We start from the raw sequence: 15,429 nt of genomic DNA, 5'->3' as shown, positions 1-15,429 counted from the left end.
ACATAATAACCAACACGTTGACTGTACGGTTTAAATTATGGTATAGTTATAATAACATTAGACTGGAAAGGGGTGAGTAATTTGGGAAGTTGTATCGAATTGGTGAAATAGCAAAATTAAAGAATATTTCCAAACGAACAATTGATTATTACACCCAAATAGGCTTGCTAAACCCTATTCGGACGGATTCTAATTATCGATTGTATAGTGATGAGTGTCTTCAAATTTTAAATATGATTGAACATTATAAGAATTTGAATATGCCGCTCGAGGAAATAAAATCTTCGATTGAATTGATTAAGTCAGACAATACGATTGATAAACAAAAAGTGGAAAAACATTTTAAACAAATTGCCAGTATTATGCAGCACCTAAAAGAAGAGATCCATGTAATGGAACCGATTCTGCAAAAATTAAACGATCAACAAAGAGAAAAGTATGTTAATAGATTATCATCAGAAGGGGTCACATTGGCTCAAACATTATTATTACTATTTAGCTAGCAAATGATTAAAATAAACACGTAAAAAACAGGAGGTGTATTCCTTACTTATATCTATTAAGTAAGGAGACCATTGATCATTAGTAATCTACTAATAATAGCACTTTTAATTGCCTTTACAGCATTTTTTGTAGCATATGAATTTGCTATTGTTAAAGTCCGCGGTACACGTATCGATCAACTCGTTAGCGAAGGGAACAAGAACGCGATCGCGGCAAAAACGATTGTAACGAATCTTGATGAATATTTATCTGCCTGTCAATTAGGTATTACGGTTACAGCATTAGGACTTGGGTGGTTAGGTGAACCAACAGTAGAGCATATCCTTCATCCGCTTTTAAGTTACTTTAATATGCCTGAATCGGTATCAAGTATTACTTCATTCATAGTTGCGTTTGCATCGGTTACATTTATTCATGTAGTTGTAGGGGAATTAGCACCAAAGACCTTTGCTATCCAAAAGGCAGAAGAGGTCACTTTGTTATTTGCAAGGCCGATGATTCTCTTTTACAAAATAATGTATCCCTTTATCAAAGCCTTAAACGGTTCGGCACGATTTATCGTTGGAATTTTCGGTTTGAAACCTGCTTCCGAACATGAAGTCGCGCATTCCGAGGAAGAACTTCAATTAATCATTTCTGAGAGTTATAAGAGCGGGGAAATTAATCAATCTGAATATAAATACGTGAACAATATTTTTGAATTTGATGATCGGAATGCCAATGAAATTATGGTGCCGCGCACCGAGATTATTGCTTTTGATATTTCACAATCTCTAAACGAATGTCTTCAAATCGTGACGAAAGAAAATTATACAAGATATCCGGTCATTGATGGTGAAAAGGATAACATCGTTGGTATGGTAAACATGAAAGAAGTCTTTACTGAATATATTAGAGGCAAGAATGTTGAAACATCTATACAAGAGTATGTTCGCCCAGTTATCCAGGTAATTGAATCGATCCCAATCCATGATTTGCTTCTGAAAATGCAAAAAGAGCGTGTTCATATGGCCATCCTAATGGATGAATACGGCGGTACGGCTGGTTTAGTCACCGTCGAGGATATCCTTGAGGAAATTGTCGGTGAGATCCGCGACGAGTTTGATGCGGACGAAGTACCTGAAATTAATAAAATTAGTGAAAACAAAACCATCGTTGAGGGTAAAGTTTTAATTGATGAAATTAATGATTTATTCGGCCTAGACCTTGACGATTCAGATATGGATACTATCGGCGGCTGGATATTATCAGAAAAAATGGATGTCGTCGAAGGCGATAAAGTGAGATATGACGATTATGTATTTAAAGTGCTTGAAATCGACGGTTACCATATTAAGTCCTTAGAAATTTTAAAAATTACCAATCAAGAATCAATCGCATAACCAACTCCCTCTTATTTTGATAAGAGGGAGTTTTTTTGTAATAGCGAACTGGCACAAAAGGAATAGTCTAAATCCTTTTTGTGTCAGTTTTTTTCATTTTATCGATATATCTACCTAGGTTTTGTAAAAATCTTTACAAAACCTTCAAGAACTTAATGAATACTCTAAATAGTTTACAAACTCTTCACCCTTGCTCAACAGCAACTTCAAGTTATGTACCTATACTTTACGTAAGGGCTAGCAAGTCTCTTTTTTATTAAATCTTTTGGGGTGATAAATTTGTGAGTACTGAAAAAAGCTACAATTTCTACCAAGATTATCGGGGAGTACCATCATCCAATCTTACATTATCAAAAAACGTCGAGTATTATCTCTATTTAAAAAGGTCGTATGACATAATCCTTGCAACCGTTGGGTTAATCATTGCAGTGCCGATTGTTCTTTTATTTACGATCCTCATTGTTATGGAAACACCAGGTTCTCCATTTTACGTGCAAGAGAGAAGTGGCAAAAATGGAAAACGATTCAAGATGGTGAAGCTACGATCGATGACAATCGATGCTGAAAAAGAAGGGGCCAAGTGGGCAGAGGTAAATGACCCTCGAATCACTCATGTGGGTGCATTCATCCGAAAGACTCGCATCGACGAGCTTCCTCAATTGGTCAATATTTTAAAAGGAGACATGTCCATTGTGGGTCCAAGACCAGAAAGGCCCTTTTTTACAGCGAAATTTAATAAAGAGATAAAGGGATTCGAAAATCGCTTGCTGAGGAAATGTTCCTATTAGTATAGGAAAAGGATTAAAGTTTATTTGATTTTGATTTGAAGAAAGAGTAATAAAAAATTGTTGCAAAGGCAACCGTAATATACAGTAAGAACAGAAAATTAAGAAAATTAGACATGCAACTACCTCCCTATCAGAAAATTACTTATAAAAAGAACCATGGAATAGGAATTACTATAGTTACATTTTATCCAGTGAATACTAAGAAATAGTTGAGTCGATGTTAACCTTTTGTAAAGTATTGTACTATTAATTTTATAGATTTACATGTCTGATTAGTACTAGATCTAAAAATGGATCGTATATAATTAGCGTTACACGAAATTTTTTTTCCTTTGAACAAAAATAATCAAAATCCATATGCTATTAATAGGTGGTAAACTAAAAGAAGACCGCGGCCAATGGACACGGTCAAAAAAAGTAAATTCTGGTGGTAAATGAGTAATCCAACCTCGTCGGCCAAAACAGGGTGGATTATTCTTTTTGTTTATTTCTATTTCTCAATAAAAGCACCTCATTTTTTATGGTTAATGGGTTTTACAATTGGAATTACGGGAATTGAATGGTTTTTATATGCTCCAAGTTTCGATAAAGCTTTTCCCCTTTAGCTGTTATCAGTGTCATTTTGTTATTTTGAATCTTTTGGAGTAATCCGATTTTTTCCTCATGGTATCCACCATCCATGATAATTAATTGATTTTCCAACTTTTTCAACTGTTCTTCAAAAGATCTAGATAATGTAGTGGTTCCAGTTTTGCTAGGTGAATTTTGATTAATTAAGGAATAAGGTGTTGTATTTTCCGGATAAGGTATTAGCCATTTTACGTGGTTCATCGATATATACATAGTTTTGTAAGCCGGAGAGTGAAAGACAAAGTAATCGTTCATAATGCTGGTTAAATACCCATGAATGGATTTATTTCCAGTCACATAAATCTCGACGAACAAACCTTTCGCACTCATTAAAATTTTACGATAGGAGATTGAATCGGAATTAATGGGTTGCTCTGTAGGAGGATCATAAAATGTATCTTCCTTCATTAAGACTTCTTTCAATTGTTGAATGTGGACAAATGGGATATAGAGGAATGTATTATTCCTGCCATCATATAACACGATGATATCTAATCCGAAATCAATTAGAATCCCTCTGTGAAAATTCCCCCCGGAAATTTCAACCTCAATATTTTTATCTCTTAATTCTATTAGGTCAGTATTCATGTTTTTCTCCTTTGCTCCATAATATTATCCTCGCAGTGTTCCAGCAAAGAGCCAAGAAACCCAATAATATAAGATAACTAAGGTAAATAGGGTAGCTGGCGGGATTACCACCATGGTTATTTTGATATACTGCCACCAACTGATCATTACTTTCCCTTTCCTTACGATATGCATCCACATTAACGTTGCCAGTGTTCCCATTGGCAGTAGCAATGATCCCATGTCACTTCCTATGACGTTTGCTAGATAGGCGATTTTTAAGGATAACAAATCTAAATTCATATTTGTTAACGTGAGGGTCCCGACCATAAGTGCCGGGTGATTATTAAAAATGTTTGACAGTACTGAAAGCAGGACGCCCATTAATACACTTGCATGGAGCAGGCTGCCAGAAACCATTGGACGCATAAATTGGATCAACCAGTCGGTTAGACCGATATCATTGAGTCCGTAGATAATTACATACATACTAAACGCGAAAATGATAATATACCACGGCGTTTTTTTGATCATATCGGTTGGTGGGATTTTTAAGTAAGCCCATCTCCAACCTAAAAGGACAAGAGATCCAAAAACAGCCATTATCGAGACTGGAATGGACAGAAACGAAGCGACAAAGAGGCTGACACGGACTGCAAACACAAATAGGAGGACGTTGCGCATAAACCTTGAACGGTCCTTCTCTGAAGTATGTTTCATCGAAGTCGGCTTAAGTGGATGATAAGAAGGGAGTGACAGCCCGGTTACCTTCGTAGGAACAGTTTTGGGTAGTACCTTTTTGAAGCGCAGGAACAGAAGCCAAGTTAAAAGCAGCAAACCTAACGTCGCAGGAACAAACATCATCGCCGTGTGTAAATACAAACTCATATGAACGATTTTTAGAGCGATTAGATTGACAATATTGCTTACCCCAATTGGAGCACTTGAAGCTGTAGCGATTAATGCTCCAGACAGTAAATAGGGGATTTTTTGATGGTTTTTTAAGCCCATATTGTTTAACAACATGACTAATATCGGAGTGGTGATTAATATACTTCCATCATTATTAAAAAATAGTGTCATGAGAAAACATAAAAGATTGACGTACCAGAATAAACGGATACCTGAACCTTTTGCTTTTTCCGCAAGCTTTTCTGCTACCCAGTTAAAGAACCCAAAGCTTTCTAAGACGATTGCCATTACAATCGTTGCCATAATTGTAATCGCAGCTCCGCTGATCGTTTCCGCAATTATACCAAGGTCTGAAAAGGTAACACTTCCACTCAGTAAGACAATGGCTGCGCCAATCGTTGCAGGAATTGCTTCATTAATACCCCTGGGTCTCCAAAGAATAAATCCTAAGGTAAGCAAGAAAGAGACTATTGTTAACCAAACCATTATTCATTTTTCTCCTTTCGGAAGCTAGTGATTCATGAAGTATCATGATACGACCGTACCTCCTCCTTTTTCATCCGCATTTATCCCTCCCTTCCATCTATACCTATTGTGTTTTTGTACTGTATGTATATGTATCACAACTAAGACAGGCTATAGGTTTGTACCTGTTTTTCCGTAATTCCGCTGAAGTCTAAAAAATAGATAAATAGAAAAATATCAAAAAATTTAAATTCTAAACACAAAAAAGAGACCTTAAAAGTCTCTTTATTACTTGGTTATGGAAAAAATTGATCAATTGAATTCTGACCTTAACATAATCTGGTTTTATTAAAATATTATGGTTAATAAAGTATTTCAAAACAAAGGAGGTTACAACTGCTTAAAATTATCTATAAGATACTACAAAATATTATTAAAATCTACCAAAGATTAAGCGACTAATTTCTTGATTTCCTTCCAGTAAAACCCTATAATAATCATAGAACGTTTGTTCTTAAGAGGGGTGAATGGAATGAAGGTAACGAAAATTTGCCTTATTGATGAGGGGAATGCCGTAGAGCTCGAAAAACTAAATCGATTAATGGCTGTTTTTTGTGCTGCATGGCGGCATTCCTATAATCGACTAGTAGAGGGTGAACAGTCAAGTAGATTAATTAAATCGGTAAGTGCCCTCTTTCATTTGAACAAAAGATATGCTGAAGATGCCGTGATGCAAGCCCAAGCAATCATATCAAGTCAAAAAGAACTTTTACCTTTAAGAATCGAAGGCGTACAAGGAAAAATTAAAAAAACTAGCAGGAAAATAGAAGATTATCAGACAGGTAAGAAAAGACCGAAAAAAGTCCCACTTGAGATCTGTTTAAAAGGGTTGAGTGCCCGCTTAGAAAAGCTTCAATTAAAGGAATCTATTTTATTAAAACACCAGAATGATCAGACGATTCCGACCGTCATCTTTGGTGGAAAAAGGAATTTTTATGAGCGATTGAAAGGCAACATTTCGAGCGATGAATGGAGGGATTTACGTTCGAATACTCTTTATTCTCGTGGTGACAAGTCTAAAAAGGGGAATTTGAATACCCGAATCGTATTCGATGACGAGGAGCAGCAATTTTATCTGGAAGTGGCAAATCCACTGCAAGTTGAGGGGCGAAAAAAAAGTCCAAGACTACGATTCAAACTTCACGTTCCGGACAAACTTTTCAATGAAATTGTCGAGATTGTGTTCCCTAATGAAGTTGGTGTTACCTCAAAGAAAAAACGTCTCGAGGAATATATCCCCTATTCCATTGAATTAAAACGAAAAATGAATAAGGTCTATGTCCATTTCACTTACGATGAGGTTGTCCATGGTTCAATACGGAATGGGAATGAAATGATTCTGTCGGATCTAGTGACGGGGATTGATGTGAACATTGATCGAATAGCGGTGTCCATTTTAACAAAACAGGGAAATTTATTAGAATCCAAAACCTTTTATTGTCATGAAATGGAATATGTAAAAAGCAATCGCCGATCCAATATTTCAGGAGAAGTCGCAAAAGACATCATTCAGTATCTTTTGACTTGGAACGTGGGAGCTATGTTCCTAGAAGATATCACATTAATACAAGATCATGACACAAATAAACGATTCAATCGCCTTGTCCATTCGTTTGCAAAAACAAAGATACAAAAAGCCATCATCTCAAGAGGAATTAAATTCGGGTTTAAAATAAAAAAGGTTAACCCGGCTTACACATCTGTCATTGGACGGTTTAAATATAGTCAAAAATATGGCTTATCCGTTCATGAAGCGGCTGCTTTTGTCATTGGGGGAAGAGGTCTTGGTTTTGATGAAAAAATACCGCAAGAAATCCTAACCCAGGTACGTACGCTAGTAAAGCCAAAACTGATTTCCATTCTTGGGTCAATGGAAGAATCCGAGAAAAAGTCAAAAAGCGGCAAGCAAAGGCGGAAGTATATGGGGATGTTGTTAAGAAATATAGAAACATTCAAAGAAAACCATAGTTGGCAGCTATGGAACGTGATCCATAAAACATTAATAATAAAGAACCAAGAATTACAATTCAAGGAGGTGTAGTCCTGGTACTAAAATCCAATCTTTGCGGCAGGCTGACCAATGGAAGGAATGGTCTGTTGCAAATCGCCGGCTCTAACAGAGCACCGCGGGGTGTCTTGAACAGTAGGTTCATGACAAGGATTCAATTCCTTTCCTGATGGAATGACGTGAGAATCGTCACGGTATGTCTCTCTTTTCTTGGTTCGGAGGCGAAGGGTAGATTTTTATAGATTTTAGTAACCAGGTATTAACGTGAGTAAGATTAGTAAGGATGATTTTGTACCAGGGTTTGTACCTAATCATAACCATGGTTCGGTTGATTACACTTCTGTTGAGGCAGGGCATGTTCATCAATGTTTAGATGTAACTTCGCCGCCAATCCAGACTCAGTATCAGAACCATATTCATTATACAGAGGGATATGTTGTTTTCGAAAATGGGCATACCCATCATTATAAGGCCTATTCCGGTCCAGCTATTCCAGTAGGTAATGGCATGCACGTACATCATTATGATTTTTATACAACTGAAAACGATGGACATAAGCACCGAGTAAGAGGTGTCGACCAACCAGCACCAGGGAATAAATAGATATTAATTTAAAAAAGAGACTCTCTGGTCTCTTTTTGTTTGGTGTGATTACCCTATTTTCACACCAACATCAAATACATATGGCTGTTTGGGAGTTCATCCCTATCAATTTAATATAAACTTATGTGAGATTATTTCATTAAACTTGATATTGACATAACTAAAAAATCGTTATAAGATACAATTCGTAACAATTACGATTTGTTTAATCTAATAATCTAATAATCTAATAATATAATAATTTAATAATCTAATATAATACGGAATAATTATTTGTTTTAAATCGTAATTATTCCTAATTAGGGATTTTATGGAGAGGAAGATAGATGATGAAAAGACTATTATGTCCGATAATTATTTTTCTTATGGTAGTAAGTGGCTGTTCCAATGCTGTACAGACGAAGGGTGAAAAGGCTAATGAAGGAACAAAAAAACTACAAATTGTTACCACGTTTTATCCAATGTATTATTTTACCCAAAAAGTAGCTGGCAATTCAGCTAATGTAGAGTTACTTATACCGAATGGTGCAGAACCACATGATTGGGAGCCAACTGCAAAGGATATGGCTAAGATTCAAGACGCAGACATGTTTATCTACAATAGCCGATACTTTGAAAGCTGGACTGAAAAAGTATTAAAAAGTATTAATGATTCAGATTTAACTGTTGTAGAAGCTTCAAAGGGGATTGAATTGATGAATGCATTAGAATCAGAGGAAGAACATCATTCTGATCATGCATCTTCAAAAGACCCACATGTCTGGCTTTCTCCCGTGTTAGCCCAGCAGGAGGTCAACACAATTGCTAATTCTATCGAAAAGCTAGATCCAAACCATAAAAATGAGTATGAAAAAAACGCAGAGGATTTTAAGACCCAACTTGCTGATTTAGATCACCTATACAAAGAAACATTTAATAAGGCTGAGAAAAAAGAATTTGTGACACAACATGCCGCATTTGGATATTTAGCAAAACAGTACGGGTTAACACAAATTCCGATAGCTGGATTATCCCCAGATGTGGAACCAACCCTAGGTAAATTGAAAGAACTAACGGAATTAACGAAGAAGAAACATGTAAAGGTTATTTATTTTGAGGGACTTACTTCATCTAAAGTTGCTCAAACGTTAGCAAATGAAATAGGTGCTAAAACTGTAGTTTTAAATCCATTAGAAGGATTAACTAAAGAAGAACAAGAAAAAGGATTAGATTATATTGATGTTATGAAAAAAAATCTTGAGGCATTAAAATTATCTTTTTAGAGTAAGTTGTTTTATTGTAAGAAAGAGCCGCCGATATCTCGGCGGCTCTTGTTAATATCCTCTAAAAACATATTCCTCTTTTGGAGCAGAAGTAGTAGTCCAATCTTCTACCTTTAAGTAAGGAATGTTTGTTTTAAAGGGCTGATAATAGATGGTTGATATTTTTCCTTTTACATTTATCCATTCATCGTTTTTAAATTTCTTACCGGCAGGCATTTCGACCAGCATTCCAAAGACACCTGAATCAGCAATACAATGGATCACACCAAATCGGAACACAAAAATTTGGTTCTTATTTATGGTTTCAGAATCATTGAAAACAAAACCCTTAAACGCTATTTCCTTTCCAAGAAAATCTCCCGGGAAGTTATAAATTGTTTCCATCCCTTTTAAATAATTTTTATCATTCAATATAATCGTTTCTTTGTTTACGTACTTTTTCTTTTCTTTCTTCATTAACACATCATAATCCTCTTTTCCATAATACACACTCGTATCAGGACGCAAAAATTGCTGTTGCATAAAGGAGTCTCCTTTTCCTTCATCGTAAATGGGAAAATGGAAACCTTTTGCTTTTACAATATTTGAATCAAGGGTGGCAATTGGAAAAAATAATCCTGAAATGATGGGAAAAGCGAAAATCGGATAAATTAAAACCTTTTTATACCATTTATCCTCTTTAGCATGATTATGTCCACAATGATCATGGTCACAGCTAGTTTCCTTTGGTTCACCTTTGCTTAGCATAAAGATTTGAACAATCGTTAATACAAGCAAGGCATAACCAGCGGTGGCAGAAAGATAAGAATATTTCATGTTAATATATTTATTAATATCACCTGTAAGATGCATCTGAAAGAGTAAATAAGTAAAACCAATTAATATTAAGCTTCTTATCATAGTTCCAACTCCTTAAAACAACAAAGAGTATACAAAGACAACAGCAAAAACGGAAGAAACAATCATGAAAACAAGCCGCTTTTTAAATGTTGCAAGCATCATCATTAAATTTTTAATATCCACCATTGGCCCAAACACAAGAAACGCTAATAACGAACCGGTTGAAAAGGTTGTCCTAAAAGACGAAGCAATAAAAGCATCAGCTTCGGAGCAAAGAGACAGAATAAAGGAGAGCGTCATCATCACGATAGAGGATGATGCTTGTCCTTGACCAATCGAAACAAGTGTTGATGTCTTAATATATGTTTGAACAGCTGCTGCAATTAATGATCCAATAATTAAATATTTACCCATGGAGAAGAATTCTTCAACCGCATGCTCCAAGGTCTGCCAGATTTTTTTGAAAAATGGGGTGGATTTTCCATCAGAATGGTGAAGATGGAAATGTTCCTTAAAAGGACTCCCCTTAAATCGAAAAGCAATTAAAATACCTACTAGGATAGCGACAACAATGGCTCCAATTGCACGATATAACGGCATCTTCCAATCACTGCCGAAAGCAATAAACGTTGCAAATAAGACAACAGGATTGATGATTGGAGCTGTCAGCATAAAGGCAATTCCCGCTGAGATTGGGACCCCTTTTGAAACAAGCCTGCTAACGATTGGAACAATCCCACACTCACAAGAAGGAAATAGAATACCTAAGAAACTAGCAAAGATAACGGCTAAGATTTTATTTTTAGGCATGATTTTGGCAATCATTTCTTCGGTAACAAATATTTGAATAATCCCTGATATAAGGACACCTAATGTAACGAATGGCAGAGCTTCAATTAAAATCGAAATAAAAATGGTATTCATCTGTAAAAAAGATTGCGGTAAGGATATACCAAACATCATATACCTCCAATTACTCAAGACTCATGGAAAATACTATACTCTCATCCTGCTAATTCGTCCAACGAAAAATCTGGAATATAAATTTATCTTTAAATCAAAAAAGACCGCTGATGTCAACGGCCTTAGGGTTGTTGTTGGTTACTCCAATATTGAAGAGTATCTATTTTGCCTGTCGGTTCACTTTTAACAACATTTCCATCTTTGTCTTTATAAACCTCGTATTCTTCATAAGTTTCAATGATATAACCATCCACTTTTTCGGTATTTATTAGCTTTTCCTCCAAAACAGGTACATCAGGCTCCACATCAACAGGCTGCACCATTACTGGTTGATCGGTCGAATAGGCATAGTTTTTATTAATAAATGAGTAGGGTGAATCAAGATAGGCGGCAAAACCTAAAGTGACCAATAGGCAGCAAATACTAACAAAGGTTTTTAATTTCATAAAATGGGCTCCTTTTTCACTTACATCCTCGTAACCCATTTTATGCATGTCCGATAAACATATTCCTATTGATTAGTTTTGAATAGTTGTTGTTTTTACTTCAGCTAAGTGCGGGCGAAATAGTAGAAATAGAATAAATGCTGCCATTGAAATAATCGCACCTGAAATATAAGGAAGCCCGATCGCAAGTGAAAACAGCCACCCACCAAGTGGCGGACCAATAATTCGGCCAAGCGAGTCAAAGGAAGATAGCATACCTGTTGAACTTCCATAACCTGCGCTTGAGGTTTTCGTAATTAAAGAAGAGACACTTGGACGAATCACCCCATTTCCTAAACCGAAAATTGTTAAAAAAAGGGCTGCGGTTGCAAAGTTATTCACCAATAGAATAAGACCAAATCCAAGTGCTGAAACAATGATACCCGCCTGAATAACGCTTTTTTCTCCGTATTTCTTAGTCATTCTACCAACTAGGCCGCCCTGAACAAGCGCACTGCCAAACCCCATGATCATAAAAATGTAGCCAAGTTGTGTGGCGTCCAATCCAGCTTTTTTTGCGGCAAAGTAGGCAAAGGTTGCTTCCAAACCAGAAAGTGATAAGGAAATTAATAATTGCACCAAATATAATACAGTAACCGCACCACTAAACGCCTTCCCAAAAGAGAGCTTTTCTTTGCTAACTGTTCCTTTATTCTGTTTCGATTCTTTTAGCAAAAGAAAAACAAGGATCAAGGTTATGAACGAGGAACCACATGCAAGAAAAAAGGGCATATTCAAACTGAACCTTGAGAAAATCCCACCGATTGCAGGCCCAAAAACAAAACCTAAGCCCGTTGCTGCACCGATTATTCCCATTCCTTTGCCACGATTTTCTTCCGTGGTGATGTCTGCAACATAAGCCATGGCGGTTGGCATATTAGCGGAGGAAAGAATACCACCAATAATTCTTGCTGCAAATAGCATCCAAAGCTCAGTTGACATGGCTTGAATCAGAAAGGATAGACCTAGGCCAGCAATCCCAATCATCATCACTGGTTTACGCCCAATTCGGTCGGAAACATGACCCCACATCGGTGCGAAAATGAGCTGCATGAGCGAATAAACAGCCATTAACAAACCTAATTCTGTGGGATTCGCCCCAATTTCTTCTGCATAAAAAGGTAAAACCGGGATGATAATTCCGAATCCAACCATCACCAAAAACATAACTACAAATAAAATCGGTAAAGCGGACTTTGATTGCAAAGAATTTTCACTCCTAGGTGACTTTTAAAGTCATTGATTAAACTTACTTCCTACTAATAAGATAAAGGAAACTGACGTCTGAAAACAAGCCTATTCCATCAATTATTTCCTTCGGTGGAAATAGTATGCAAAAACCAAGCTAACCTAGGTTGTATCACTTACTTAGAAACGTGATAGCGAGTAGCTAGCACATGCTAGTAATAGCTGAATAGGATACTCTTGATAACAATCATAGTTCGGAAGTTAAAAAAAGTGTCCGCAATAAGAGCCATTGCGGACAAAAGTGATCATGAAGCTTTATGAAAGACAGTTCTTCTGAATCTAGACCAAGTTTTGTCTTTCATTAGCATAATAAACTATTTAACAGCCTTTCTCGTACTTTCTGAAGCAAAGTCAGCAAGGACGACGAGAATCATATAACAATGAAGTAACAGTGTGATTTCGGTATATTGAAAATAGCTCATCGCCAGTTTAAACTCCATCCCAAGGCCGCCTGCACCGACAAACCCAACAACAATCGTTGTCCGCATAATGACTTCCCAACGATATAAGATATAGGTAAGAAATCTAGGTAACACAGAGGGCAGAATCCCATAGAAGAAGATCTGGAATTTGGATGCACCTGCTGTAGCTAAATTACGGATCGGACGAGGGTCCATGTCCTCAATCACCTCTGCCCAAAGCTTGCCAAGAATCCCAAAGTTATGGAGTGCAAGCGCGATTGCCCCAGGCAGCAAACCTGGTTTAAAAATAAAAATGATCATCATCGCCCAAACTAGCTCAGGAACGGAACGAGAGAAGATATAAGTGATGCGGACGATTCCGTAAAGAATCCAGTTATACCATCGCTTTGAAGAAGTTAAGCTTCCATCGGCAATATTTCTAGCTGCCGGAATAACAGTTAGGAAGGCGGTGACCGTCGAAAATCCAATCGCCATAATACTCATTTCCAGCGTTTCTAGTGTGAGCTTCAGTGCGGCTGCCCAACTTCCACTATTAAGGAAGGCAGGATGCTTATCGTTTATGCCAATTAAGCTGCCAAAAAACTTTTTTGCATATTCGATATTCTTATCCGATAACAATTCAAACAATTGAGCATTCTCACCAACGGTTATAAATGCCCAGGACCCAATGATTAGTAGCATTGCGAATAGGGAAGACCTCCATCCGGAACTGAATCCATTCCGGCGCTTTCGCTCCGTCAATCCTTTTCTTACATAATTGCTCCAAATATCCACAAGCAAGACAAGAGCAATCAGAAAAAACACATAGGCCCAGACTTGATCGTATTTCAAATCTGCGAGAGATAATTGAATTTGATACCCTAAACCTCCAAGTCCGATAAAGCTCATAATGGCTGAAGAGCGAATCGCACATTCGAAACGGTACATCGTGTAGCTGATCATATCCGCCCAAATCAGGGGAAGATAACCGTAAAAAAGAATTTGAAGGCGCGAGGCACCTGCAGCTCTTAATGCAGTGATCGGTTCTTCGCGTACATCATTTAACATATCAGCAAAAATACGACCAAGAATCCCTCCATACGGAATCGCAAGCGCAAATATCGCTGCATAGGGGGAGAGGCCAACTGCAGCAACGAAAAGCCATGCCCAAATTAACTCATGGATCGAACGAGTAAACCCTAAAATACCTCGAAAGAATATTTTTGAAGTAAGTCGGGAAATCCTCTTCGAAGTTAATGTGCCTGATGCAAGAGTTCCAACAACCAACGCATAAATAAGGGCGAGGAACATCCCGGCAACCGCATAAGCAAGCGTAATCCACGCAGATTCGAACCCTTTAATTAATACTTCTGCAGACAAATCAGGCTGAATTAGCCCTTTCAATATTTGCAGCATCGTTGGAATTCCGCCCGCATGGAAAAGGTCTGAATTCCATTGAATCGAGAACAAGCTCCATACGAAAACAGCAATTAATAGCAAGGAAAGAATTAGGCGATTATACCGAACCAATACAGATTTTTCTTTCAACATTTTAACCTTGCTCCTTTAAGCGATAAAGTTCGGCTAACCTGTCATCTGTCACTTTTTCGGTTGGCAAATCAAAAAGGATTTCTCCATTTTTAAGAGCGATGATTCTTGTAAAATATTTACGAGCATATTCAACCGAATGCAAGCTGGCAATCAATGTTTGGTTTTCTTCAGAAATGATCTTTATCAGCATGGCTAATACATCCTCAGCTCTCGCAGGATCTAGTGAGGCAACTGGTTCGTCTGCCAAAATTACTTCCGGTTTTTGGACCATTAATCTCGCCATCGCAACACGCTGCTGTTCGCCTCCAGATAAAGTGGAGGTTATTTCGTACAACTTATCCGTAAGACCCACTCTACTTAGTGCATTTAGGGCTAACTCTTTTTCTTGAGGAACAAGCAGCGAGAAGAGAGATTTTAAAAGGCCCCAGTCCGCTAATCGACCGGCTAGGACATTATGGATAACCGCAATTGAACCAATCAAATCAAATTGCTGACGAATGACACCTACCTTTTTGGCAAATAGTTTCCCTTTTTTATAGGTTGCTATCGGTTTGCTATCAATTAATAGCTCGCCACTATGGATTGGGACCAATCCAGCAATTGAGTTTAATAACGTTGTTTTCCCGGCACCACTAGGTCCAATTAACGCAACCATCTCACCCTGCTTTATAGAAAAAGAAAGGGAAGATAAGGCTATCTTCCGCTCAAAGTGTTTCGATATATTTTTTGCATCAATCATTGTTTTTGAAGTCATGTCTAC

14 protein-coding genes are annotated in these 15,429 nt (G+C 37.2%); 6 read left to right on the top strand and 8 right to left on the bottom strand.

Going from position 1 to position 15,429, the window contains the following annotated elements:
* Nucleotides 1-89 precede the first annotated feature (89 nt).
* From RCG22_RS03180 to RCG22_RS03170, 3 genes are all read left to right on the top strand, one after another.
* Nucleotides 90-503 (top strand): MerR family transcriptional regulator, encoded by a 414-nt coding sequence (locus tag RCG22_RS03180; protein WP_308105689.1) that lies wholly within the window; start codon nt 90-92, stop codon nt 501-503.
* 72 nt (nt 504-575) lie between these two features.
* Nucleotides 576-1,886, top strand: a complete 1,311-nt coding sequence (locus RCG22_RS03175; protein WP_308105688.1) for a hemolysin family protein — start codon at nt 576-578, stop codon at nt 1,884-1,886.
* Between the two features lie 281 nt (nt 1,887-2,167).
* Nucleotides 2,168-2,674 carry a sugar transferase gene (locus RCG22_RS03170; RefSeq protein WP_308105687.1) on the top strand — a complete coding sequence of 169 codons (507 nt, stop codon included), beginning with the start codon at nt 2,168-2,170 and terminating at the stop codon, nt 2,672-2,674.
* Nucleotides 2,675-3,220: 546 nt separating this feature from the next.
* Here RCG22_RS03170 and RCG22_RS03165 read toward each other — a convergent pair.
* Both RCG22_RS03165 and RCG22_RS03160 read right to left on the bottom strand, forming a co-directional pair.
* Nucleotides 3,221-3,892, bottom strand: coding sequence for a DUF2642 domain-containing protein (locus RCG22_RS03165; protein WP_308105686.1), 672 nt, complete (start codon nt 3,890-3,892; stop codon nt 3,221-3,223).
* A 24-nt stretch (nt 3,893-3,916) separates the two neighbouring features.
* Nucleotides 3,917-5,269, bottom strand: a complete 1,353-nt coding sequence (locus RCG22_RS03160) for an arsenic transporter (protein ID WP_308105685.1) — start codon at nt 5,267-5,269, stop codon at nt 3,917-3,919.
* Nucleotides 5,270-5,780: 511 nt separating this feature from the next.
* Between RCG22_RS03160 and RCG22_RS03155 the strand changes: the two genes are divergently transcribed.
* The 3 genes from RCG22_RS03155 to RCG22_RS03145 all read left to right on the top strand — a co-directional run bounded on the left by RCG22_RS03155 (nt 5,781) and on the right by RCG22_RS03145 (nt 9,181).
* Nucleotides 5,781-7,349, top strand: a complete 1,569-nt coding sequence (locus RCG22_RS03155) for an IS200/IS605 family accessory protein TnpB-related protein (RefSeq protein WP_308105684.1) — start codon at nt 5,781-5,783, stop codon at nt 7,347-7,349.
* Between the two features lie 231 nt (nt 7,350-7,580).
* Nucleotides 7,581-7,919: a YmaF family protein gene (locus RCG22_RS03150; RefSeq protein ID WP_308105683.1), complete on the top strand. Its 339-nt coding sequence runs from the start codon at nt 7,581-7,583 to the stop codon at nt 7,917-7,919.
* Between the two features lie 329 nt (nt 7,920-8,248).
* Nucleotides 8,249-9,181, top strand: coding sequence for a metal ABC transporter substrate-binding protein (locus RCG22_RS03145; RefSeq protein ID WP_374049462.1), 933 nt, complete (start codon nt 8,249-8,251; stop codon nt 9,179-9,181).
* Between the two features lie 51 nt (nt 9,182-9,232).
* Here RCG22_RS03145 and RCG22_RS03140 read toward each other — a convergent pair whose 3' ends face one another.
* From RCG22_RS03140 to RCG22_RS03115, 6 genes are all read right to left on the bottom strand, one after another.
* A complete protein-coding gene (locus RCG22_RS03140) occupies nt 9,233-10,081 on the bottom strand; it encodes a TIGR03943 family putative permease subunit (RefSeq protein WP_308105681.1) in 849 nt (282 codons plus the stop codon).
* A 12-nt stretch (nt 10,082-10,093) separates the two neighbouring features.
* Nucleotides 10,094-10,981, bottom strand: coding sequence for a permease (locus RCG22_RS03135; RefSeq protein ID WP_308107076.1), 888 nt, complete (start codon nt 10,979-10,981; stop codon nt 10,094-10,096).
* 125 nt (nt 10,982-11,106) lie between these two features.
* Entirely contained in the window at nt 11,107-11,430 is a 324-nt protein-coding gene (locus RCG22_RS03130) for a hypothetical protein (RefSeq protein ID WP_308105680.1), read from the bottom strand.
* A gap of 72 nt (nt 11,431-11,502) precedes the next feature.
* Nucleotides 11,503-12,675 carry an MFS transporter gene (locus RCG22_RS03125; protein ID WP_308105679.1) on the bottom strand — a complete coding sequence of 391 codons (1,173 nt, stop codon included), beginning with the start codon at nt 12,673-12,675 and terminating at the stop codon, nt 11,503-11,505.
* A gap of 356 nt (nt 12,676-13,031) precedes the next feature.
* The gene (locus RCG22_RS03120; protein WP_308105678.1) at nt 13,032-14,669 is read right to left on the bottom strand and encodes a PhnE/PtxC family ABC transporter permease; all 1,638 of its coding nucleotides are present in this window, start codon (nt 14,667-14,669) and stop codon (nt 13,032-13,034) included.
* A gap of 1 nt (nt 14,670) precedes the next feature.
* Nucleotides 14,671-15,423: a phosphonate ABC transporter ATP-binding protein gene (locus tag RCG22_RS03115; RefSeq protein WP_308105677.1), complete on the bottom strand. Its 753-nt coding sequence runs from the start codon at nt 15,421-15,423 to the stop codon at nt 14,671-14,673.
* Nucleotides 15,424-15,429 lie beyond the last annotated feature (6 nt).

Origin of the sequence: Neobacillus nitrireducens (assembly GCF_030915405.1) — a bacterium.
Classification (GTDB): Bacteria; Bacillota; Bacilli; order Bacillales; family Cytobacillaceae; genus Neobacillus.
This window is presented reverse-complemented; position numbering and strand designations above follow the sequence as displayed.